General features: G+C 63.8%; 10 protein-coding genes and 1 pseudogene. 3 read left to right on the top strand and 8 right to left on the bottom strand.

The features are described from left to right. Positions 1-118 (top strand): annotated as a pseudogene (locus tag VIM95_RS22935) (IS110 family transposase); the annotation flags it as partial. Positions 119-304: 186 nt separating this feature from the next. On the opposite strand, the gene VIM95_RS22930 reads toward VIM95_RS22935, so the two are convergent. Next, a complete protein-coding gene (locus VIM95_RS22930; protein WP_331990401.1) occupies positions 305-922 on the bottom strand; it encodes a CDP-alcohol phosphatidyltransferase family protein in 618 nt (205 codons plus the stop codon). A 288-nt stretch (positions 923-1,210) separates the two neighbouring features. On the opposite strand from VIM95_RS22930, the gene VIM95_RS22925 reads away from it, so the two are divergent. Next, positions 1,211-1,642: a hypothetical protein gene (locus tag VIM95_RS22925; protein ID WP_331990399.1), complete on the top strand. Its 432-nt coding sequence runs from the start codon at positions 1,211-1,213 to the stop codon at positions 1,640-1,642. On the opposite strand, the gene VIM95_RS22920 is transcribed toward VIM95_RS22925, so the two are convergent. After that, the gene (locus tag VIM95_RS22920) at positions 1,639-1,917 is read right to left on the bottom strand and encodes a hypothetical protein (RefSeq protein WP_331990397.1); all 279 of its coding nucleotides are present in this window, start codon (positions 1,915-1,917) and stop codon (positions 1,639-1,641) included. The genes VIM95_RS22925 and VIM95_RS22920 overlap by 4 nt on opposite strands. Before the next feature lie 184 nt (positions 1,918-2,101). Continuing rightward, positions 2,102-3,424 (bottom strand): diguanylate cyclase, encoded by a 1,323-nt coding sequence (locus VIM95_RS22915; protein WP_331990395.1) that lies wholly within the window; start codon positions 3,422-3,424, stop codon positions 2,102-2,104. 528 nt (positions 3,425-3,952) lie between these two features. Between VIM95_RS22915 and VIM95_RS22910 the strand changes: the two genes are divergently transcribed. After that, a complete protein-coding gene (locus VIM95_RS22910) occupies positions 3,953-4,543 on the top strand; it encodes a chalcone isomerase family protein (RefSeq protein ID WP_331990393.1) in 591 nt (196 codons plus the stop codon). Between the two features lie 346 nt (positions 4,544-4,889). On the opposite strand, the gene VIM95_RS22905 is transcribed toward VIM95_RS22910, so the two are convergent. The 5 genes from VIM95_RS22905 to VIM95_RS22885 all read right to left on the bottom strand — a co-directional run bounded on the left by VIM95_RS22905 (position 4,890) and on the right by VIM95_RS22885 (position 8,369). Further along, a complete protein-coding gene (locus VIM95_RS22905; protein ID WP_331990391.1) occupies positions 4,890-6,734 on the bottom strand; it encodes an ABC transporter ATP-binding protein in 1,845 nt (614 codons plus the stop codon). Positions 6,735-6,939: 205 nt separating this feature from the next. Then, the gene (locus tag VIM95_RS22900; protein ID WP_331990389.1) at positions 6,940-7,227 is read right to left on the bottom strand and encodes a hypothetical protein; all 288 of its coding nucleotides are present in this window, start codon (positions 7,225-7,227) and stop codon (positions 6,940-6,942) included. A gap of 66 nt (positions 7,228-7,293) precedes the next feature. After that, positions 7,294-7,623 (bottom strand): hypothetical protein, encoded by a 330-nt coding sequence (locus VIM95_RS22895; protein WP_331990387.1) that lies wholly within the window; start codon positions 7,621-7,623, stop codon positions 7,294-7,296. Positions 7,624-7,675: 52 nt separating this feature from the next. Continuing rightward, positions 7,676-8,014, bottom strand: coding sequence for a hypothetical protein (locus tag VIM95_RS22890; protein WP_331990385.1), 339 nt, complete (start codon positions 8,012-8,014; stop codon positions 7,676-7,678). Between the two features lie 52 nt (positions 8,015-8,066). Next, on the bottom strand, positions 8,067-8,369 hold the full coding sequence (locus VIM95_RS22885) for a hypothetical protein (protein WP_331990383.1): 303 nt from the start codon (positions 8,367-8,369) through the stop codon (positions 8,067-8,069). Between the last annotated feature and the right edge of the window lie 419 nt (positions 8,370-8,788).

Raw genomic sequence — 8,788 nt, 5'->3', positions numbered from 1 at the left:
GGCCAATGGCAAGCCCCCAAAGCTGATCATTGGGGCGATGATGCGCAAGCTGGCTCAGGTCGCCTTCGGCGTGCTCAAGTCGGGCTTGCCATTCAATCCGGCACTGCACGCCGCTTGACTCGGATAACAGTATCTACGGGTTCGGGTCACTGACGAGCGTCAGCGAGGCTCCCTCGCGGCGGCGAGGGCGGGGGGAGTGGAATCAATCAAGCGAAGCGCGCTCGCACATCAACTGACGTAAAAACGCCCGGCTCTGCCGGGCGCTTCTTTTGCATTCACAGTCTGACCGACTGCCAATCCGTGATCACAGCTTCGGTATCCGAATCCGACTGATCATCAACGACCCCGACAGCGCGAACATGAGCACCAGGGGGTGGAAGCGGAAGCCGCCTACCCAATAGGTGCCAAACCACATATTGCTGCCGATGGCGCCTTCGTGCACGGCGATGGCGAGGATGATGACCAGCAGCAGGGAGGTGGGGATGGGGGTGCCTTCGAAGTACTTCACCTTGTCGCCGCCCTCGGAGAGCTTCTCTGCGGTGACGTTGTAGCGGGCAAGGCGGGAGACGCCGGCAGCGACGAAGAACAGCAGCACGATGCGGTCGAACAGGCCCTGCATGCCGCAGCCGTAGGCGATGACGGCGGGGGCGACGCCAAAGGAGATGACGTCGGCCAGGGAATCTAGCTCGCGGCCCATGGCGGAACTCTTCTGCCGCCAGCGGGCGATGCGGCCGTCGAGGATGTCGAAGGCAAGGGCGACCGGGATCAGTGCGCAGGCGAAGTAGAGATGCAGGATCTCCTTGCTCTGCAGATAGGTCATGACGGCGAACAGGGCGCCGACGCCGCAGAAGGCGTTGCCCAGGGTGAACCAGTCGGCGAGGTGGAACTCGCGGATCATCGAGAAGGGTTTGGGTTTATTCATCGCGTGGTCCGTTATCGGCTTGCCGTGGATGGTAATGCAAAGCAGGGGGGCGTGGCAGGGGCGTCTTCCGCATTCAAGCAAAGGCGCCAGCCATCTCTGCGTGGCAAATATGTGTACCGGCCGGGCTAGCCGGTATGGCATGGCTGGTTTTGACCAACTTGCTTTAGGCTGTAAGGAGGAAGAGAGGTAGAGATGGATAGCCAAACGAAGAGGTGGATAGGCCGACCGTTGAAGGGTCTATGGTTGCTTGGCCTGCTCGGGCTGCTGGCGGCATGCAACCGTGGCCCCATGCGCTCGCCACCCGGGCTGGCAGAGACGGAGTTGGCGGGCATGGTGATGGAGGACAATCCGATGTGGGCACCAGGCCGCTTTGCGACGGTAGCGGTGACGCTGGCGCCGGGCAAACTGCTTGACCAGGCCCACTATGAAACAGAGGCCAGCTATACGGTGCGCTGGCTGGGTGCGCCGGCCAGGCTCGATGCCGGCCAGCTTGCTGCCATCGAGGCCGATGCGGCGCGCAATGGCAAGCAGGCGGAACTCGCGGCCCTGATGAAGCTGCAGGCGGACTATGAGGCCTGGCTGGCGCAGCGTACCGAGGGGATGCAAACCGGCGAGACACGCCGCTTCAAGGACCGGCTAGTGCTGGTACGGCGCAACGGTGCCTGGCTGATCGACCACTGGGAGACGACACCCGCCATGCCCCAGCTGCCGTCGCGCTAACCGCCCTTCTTGAGCGCGGCCAGGACCGCGTCGGGGTCTTCGGTCTCGGCCAGCACGGCACGGATGCGGTTGAAGGCGTTGCAGGCCTCGGCCGGGTGTTTGCTGAAGGGGGTGAGGTTGCTGTGTATCCAACCGGCCGCCGCCAGCACGCTGTTGCGGTAGGGACCGCCATGATCGCCGCCGAGCTGGATCAGCGCGCGGTCGATCAGCACATGCGGGAAGGGATTGCGGGACAGCGAGCTGAAATGCTCGGCTTGGACTTCGTCGAATTGCATGGTCTGACCTCCGGGGCGGATAGCTTTTTTGTAGCCCCTGGTACGCGGTTTTACCATGCGCGTCCGTCAGCCGGCGAATGGTGGCGTTACAGGTCGCTTGCGCTATGGACGCCGAGGCGTGGCCTCTACCTGGCACTTCATCGGGTAGGAAGGCGATCCCCGGCGGGGAGACGTCGAGCGGCGCCTAGGCCGACTCCCCCGCGAAGCACAGGCGATTGCGGCCCTGGGCCTTGGCCTCGTAGAGGCGAGCATCGGCCGTCTGCAGCATGGCCTCCAGCGAGCCCTTGGACAGGTCGGCGCACAGGCCCAGGCTCATGGTGACCTTGAGCTCGGGATGGAGCTGGCTCCAGGGGAAGTGCTGCAGCAAGTCGCGCAGCTTTTCGCACAGGGCGGCGGCTTGCGGCAAGGTGGTCTCGGGCAGGGCCAGCACGAATTCCTCGCCACCGTAGCGGGCGACCAAGTCGGACTGGCGGACATGGCTTTGCAGCAGCGCACCGACCTGGCGCAGCACGGCGTCGCCGGTGGCGTGCGAGAGCTGGTCGTTGATGCGCTTGAAGTGGTCGATATCGGCGATGACGATGGCCAGCGGGCGCTCGTAGCGCTGGCACTGCTCGAACAGCTGGCGCGCCTGTTCGTCGAAATGGCGGCGGTTGTAGAGACCGGTAAGGGCGTCTCGGATGCTCATCTCGCGCAGTTGCTCAGCCTGCTCGCTGATGGTCCGGTGCGAGGCCTGCAGGGCGGCGTGGCTCTCGGCCAACTGCTCGCTCATGGTGTTGAAGGCACGGCCCAGGGCGGCAACCTCGTCCTTGCCGTTGACCGGTACGCTCTGCCGCAGTTCGCCCTGGCGCATGGCTTCGACCGCGTGGGTGAGCTTTTGCAGGGCGCCGGCAAGGCGGCCGGCGAACCACAGGCCGAGCAGGACGGCCAGCAGGGAGGCGATGGTGCCGGCGAACAGCAGCGCCTCGCGCATGGTGGCCAGGTATTCGCGCTCCTGCCGGCTGGGGCCGAAGGTCCCCTCGGCCGAGACATAGGCGGCGACGCGCCCGTCAACCACCACCGGGCGGGCGTGCTGGCGAGCTTCGGGCGGCAGGGCCTGGCCGTGCTCGTAGAGGCCGGCGCCGAGCATGACCCGGTATTGATCGTCGGTGAGGATAAAGCGAAAGGGTGGTTCATGCCGCGGCCCGCCGCCTTCGGGCGGCCCCCCGAGTGGCCCCATATTGAACTCGGGCGGCGGCGGGGGCGGCATGTTGTCCGGGCCTGGCGGCGGACGCTGGCCGCGCTGCCGCTCCATATAGTGGTCGAAACGCTCCTGCGCGACGCCGGCCTGCCAGGAACCATACTGCGCCAGGTAACTGGCGACAGCACCACGGAAGTGGTTCTCGGCCTGCTGCCGGCGCAGTTCGTCGAACTTGCCGGTGACGCGCAGATAGGCGACACCGCCGACCAGGGCGACGGCCAGCAGGCTGGTAAGCAGCAGGGCGAGGATCAGCTTGATACGCAGGGGCATGATGGGCGTGATTGTGGTTTTGTGCGCCATTTTAGGGGAGCGCTCGCAAATGGTGTAAATCGGAAACGCCTGCTCTCCGCCCGGCACAGCCGGGCGCTTGAGTGCAGCAGATACTCGAAGGCGCCTCGCTTGATTGAATCCACACCCCCCCGCCCTCGCCGCCGCGAGGGAGCCTCGCTGACGCGAGAAATTGGCCTTTTACGGAGGCTTCCTGGCAATAAACGCTCTCCTGCCGGGAAGTTTGTGTACACGGCTTGCAGAGGCTTATCCCCCGCCGCGATCCGCATCAGCAAACCATTGATTACCATGGCATATCTCCTTGTCATGGCCTGTGTCGCGGTAGTCCTACACATTCCCAAGCGCTTGCTTGTACAGAGTGGGTCGGCTCAGGTAGCCTAGAGCAATTATTCGAGGGCGGACGACCGCCCCGGAGAGGCAATATCCAAGACGGCAAGACGTGTTTGGAAGCGATGCAAGGCCTGCGGTCCGCTAAACCGCAGTGCCAACAAAACAATGCTGGGAGACCCAATGAGTATCGGTATTTCGTTCAAGCGCGGCTTCTTGGCCGCAGCCTGCCTGCTGGCTTTATCCGGCGCGGCCCAGGCGGTGGAAGTGGCGGGCGTGCAGGTTGACGACAGCGCCAAGGTTGCCAACACGGACCTCAAGCTCAATGGCGCCGGTCTGCGGACCAAGGCCTTTTTCAAGATCTATGTGGCAGGCCTCTACCTGACCGACAAGAAGACCACGCCGGCCGATGCACTGGCGGCCCCCGGCCCCAAGCGCGTCTCGCTGACCATGGTGCGCGAAGTGACCTCGGACCAGCTGAGCCAGGCGCTGCTGGACGGCTTGAACCACAATTGCAGCGATGAGGAGAAGTCGCGCTTCTTCAACCAGATGCTGGCCATCGGCCAGATCTTTGGTGCCTACCGTTCGATCAAGCCCAAGGATATGATCAATGTGGACTGGGTACCCAACACCGGTACCGTGGTCTACCTGAACGGCAAGAAGCTGGGCGAGCCGCTGCCGGATCAGGCGTTCTACAACGCCATCCTGAAGATCTGGCTGGGTGATCGTCCGGCCGAGAACTCGCTGAAGCGCCAGCTGCTCGGGGCACCGTAAGGACTCGTAGTTCAGCGCACTGCACTGCGGTGCGTGGCATCAGAGGAATGAGGAAGAAGCAGGGAAGAACCAAGGGGATGGGTTGGACTCGCTCCTGCGAGGTCAGGTGCTCGTCGTTCAGTGCTCCGCTCGGCACAGCCGGGCGCTAAACGCCAATCGATACTCAAGCGCGCCTCGCTTTAACGAGTCCACTCCCCCCGCCCTCGCCGCCGCGAGGGGCCTCGCTAACGCGAGAGGGCGTGGTGGCACGGAATGAGGAAGAAGCAGGGAAGAACCAAGGGGATGGGCTCTGCCCATCGCTGACAGGGCGGCTACCTTAAGGTATGCCGCCCTTTTTATTGGCTGATTAGGCTGGGATGGCGTCCTCAGCCTCTTCCCCCAGGAAGCCGCCGCTCTGGTGGGCCCAGAGGCGGGCGTAGAGGCCACCGCGGGCCAGCAGGGTGGCATGGTCGCCTTCTTCCACGATGCGACCCTGGTCCATGACGATCAGCCTATCCATCGCCGCAATGGTGGAGAGGCGGTGGGCAATGGCGACCACGGTCTTGCCTTCCATCAGGCGGTAGAGGCTGCCCTGGATGGCGGCTTCGACTTCGGAATCCAGCGCGCTGGTGGCTTCGTCCAGCAGCAGGATGGGCGCGTCCTTGAGCATGACGCGGGCGATGGCCACGCGCTGGCGCTGGCCGCCGCTGAGCTTGACGCCACGTTCGCCCACATGGGCGTCGTAGCCCTGGCGATCCTTGGGATCGGTCAGACCCAGGATGAACTCGTGTGCCTCGGCACGGCGGGCGGCGGCAACCATGGCGTCCTCGCTCGCGTCGGGCCGGCCGTAGAGCAGGTTGTCGCGGACCGAGCGGTGCAAGAGCGAAGTGTCTTGCGTGACCATGCCAATCTGCCGGCGCAGGCTGTCCTGGGTGACATGGGCGATGTCTTGTCCATCCACCAGGATGCGGCCCTGTTGCAGGTCGTAGAAACGCAGCAGCAGGTTGACCAGGGTGCTCTTGCCGGCACCGGAGCGGCCGATCAGGCCGATCTTTTCGCCCGGGCGGATGGTGAGGTTGAGGTGCTGTACCACCGGCTTGGCGCCATAGGCAAAACTCACATCTTCGAAACGGACCTCGCCCTGGCGCACGGTGAGCGGCTGGGCGTCGCTCGCATCGACCACGGCGATGGGACGCGACAGGGTGTTGATGCCATCCTGCACAGTGCCGATCTGCTCGAACAGGCTGGACATCTCCCACATGATCCAGTGCGAGATACCGTTGAGGCGCAGGGCCATGGCGGTGGCAGCGGCTACCGCACCGATACCGACCTGGCCGCGGCTCCACAGGTAGAGCGTGGCGCCGGCGGTACTACCGATGAGCAGCATGCTGAGGCTGTGGTTGACCAGTTCGAAGCCGCTGACGAGGCGCATCTGCCGGTAGACGGTCTGGATGAAGTCCTGCATGGCACTCTTGGCGAAGCTGGCCTCGCGCTGGCCGTGGCTGAACAGCTTCACCGTGGCGATATTGGTGTAGGCGTCGGTGATGCGGCCGGTCATGAGGCTGCGGGCGTCGGCCTGCTCCTTGGCGACCTTGCCCAGGCGCGGTACGAAGAAGCGCAGGGTGAGGATGTAGAAGGCCAGCCAGGCGAGGAAGGGCAGCAACAGCCAGCGGTCGAAGGTGCCGACCACGGCCACCATGGTGACGAAGTAGATGACGATAAAGACCATGATGTCGGCGACGATCATGACCGTATCGCGCACTGCCAGGGCGGTCTGCATGACCTTGGTGGCGACCCGGCCGGCGAATTCATCGCCGTAGAAGCTCATGCTCTGGCCCAGCATATGGCGGTGGAAGGTCCAGCGCAGCCGCATGGGGAAGTTGCCGGACAGCCCCTGGTACTTGCACATGGCCTGCAGGGCGATGAGCAGTGGGCTGGCGATCAGGATGCCGCCGAGCAGCAGCAGCTGGCCTTTTTGCTCGGCCCAGAGTTTGTCGGGTGCGACATGGCTGAGCCAATCCACCACCGAGCCCAGCATGCTAAAGAGCAGGGCCTCGAAGGCGCCGATGCCGGCGGTAAGCAGGATGACGGCGGCAATCAGGCCGCGCATGCCCTGGGTACCGGCCCACAGGAAGGGGAAGAAGCCCTTGGGCGGTTGTTGCGGTGGGGTATCGGGGTAGACGTCGACGCGACGCTCGAACCAGCTGAACACGGGGAATCCTCGCTTGGGGCGCAGCCAGCCTGCGCCAGGGAAAGGTGGTCCGTAGCGGGGGAGCGCTTTTATGGTCTTTGGGGTGGACTGGCAGTGTAGCACCGCCATTTAGCGAGGATAGGTACAGGGGGCGGATATAAAAATGAGGACACCGACCCAGGGGCCGGTGTTCCTTTGGTACGCAGGGAGACTGCGTTGCTGCTTGTTATTTCTTCTCGGTCTTGGCGGGCTCAACCGGCTTGGTTTCGGCCTTGGTTTCAGCCTTCACCTCGGTCTTGCCTTCGACCTTGGCCTCGGCCTTGTGGGCGGCCTTCTTGTGTTGCTTGGTGGTGGCCTTGGCCTCTGCTGCGGGCTTGGCTTCCGCAGTCGCCTTTACTTCAGCGCTCGCGGCGGGCTTTGCGGCCGGTGCGGCAGCCGGGGCGTCGGCGGCCAGGGCACCGAAAGAAGCAGCGGCAAAGGAAGAGGCGATCAGGGTGGCGATAAGCTTGTTCATGGTGTCAGTTCCTATATTCAGTTCGGTTCAGATCAGCCGAGGCAGATGAGGTGGTGCAATACGCGATCAGGACTTCTTCTCGGTCTTGGGGGCTTCGGCAGGCTTCACTGCAGCCTTGGCGTCGACCTTGGTCTCTGCCTTCACGGCCGGAGTGACTTCGGTCTTGGCCTCTGCCTTCACCTCGGTTTTGGCCTCGGCCTTCTTGACGATCTTCTTGTGCTGTTTCTCGGCGGCGGCCTTGACCTCGGTTGTGGGCTTGGCGGCTTCGGTGGCCTTCACTTCCGCAGTCGCGGCGGGCTTTGCGGCCGGTGCGGCAGCGGGTGCTTCCGCAGCCAGGGCACCGAAGGACACGGCGGCGAAGGAGGAAGCGATCAGGGTGGCGATGAGCTTGTTCATGGTATGGGTTCCTTAGCGATTCAATTGAGCGTGGGTGCTTGTTCGGTAGGGCTTAGGACTTCTTCTCGACCTTGGGGGCTTCGGTCGGCTTCACGGCGGCCTTGGCGTCGACCTTGGTCTCGGTTTTGGCGGCCGGGGTGGTTTCAGTCTTGGTTTCCGTCTTGGCCGCAGCCTTCAGCTCGGTCTTGGCTTCCGTCTTGGTTTCGGCTTTCTTGACGATCTTCTTGTGCTGCTTCTCGACCGTGGCCTTGGCTTCAGTGGCCGGCTTGGCCACCTCGGCGGTAGCGGCAGGCTTTGCGGCCGGAGCGGTTGCCGGCGCATCGGCGGCCAGGGCGCCGAAGGACACAGCGGCAAAGGAAGAGGCGATCAGGGTTGCGATGAGCTTGTTCATGGTGTGGGTTCCTTGTGTCTATTCAGTTCGGTAGCGACGGTTTGAATACGGTTCAGGACATCTTCTCGGTCTTGGGGGCCTCGGTGGGCTTGGTTTCGGTCTTGCCTTCGGTCTTCACTTCCGCCTTGCCTTCGGCCTTGGCGGCAGCCTTGTGAGCGACCTTCTTGTGCGGCTTGGCGGCCTTGTCGGTGCCGGCCTTGGTTTCTGCGGCCGGCTTGGCGGCTTCAACCGTCTTGACCTCGGCGGTGGCAGCGGGCTTCGCTGCCGGTGCAGCGGCCGGGGCGTCGGCTGCCAGGGCGCCGAACGACGCAGCAGCGAAGGAGGTGGCGATCAGGGCAGCAAACAGCTTGTTCATGGTGTTCATCCTTGGTGGAGGTTTCTTTCCGGACCGTCCGTTGCACCCTGCAGCGGCCGTCCTTGGAACGCACATTAAGCGCGGCTGCCTGAACGGTTCCTGACGAAAGTTCTGTGCAGTTTTACCAATTTGGGCGTGTATTCCAGATGGGCTGGAGGCGCGTTCTACGCGCGAGATTTGGGGGTGAATACGCCTTCTACGAAGGCGGTCCGCGCGGGGCTGCAGACCCGCCCCACAAAGGCCGCGCGCTCCCAAATGACAGCGAATGTTCAAGCAGCGATACGGCGCAATACCCTTCGGGGATTGCGCCCTTGTATTGTCACACCTGACGGAGTAGCGCTCCGTCATCGAGTCCCGGACGCCGTTTGCGCCCTTGAACAGTCAGTTCGCTCCGTAGATCCCACGCCGGGACTCATCCT

This window comes from Chitinimonas sp., from assembly GCF_036568685.1.
Lineage (GTDB): Bacteria > Pseudomonadota > Gammaproteobacteria > Burkholderiales > Chitinimonadaceae > Chitinimonas.
Note: the sequence above shows the minus strand (reverse complement) of the source record. Positions and strands in the feature narration are given on the sequence as shown.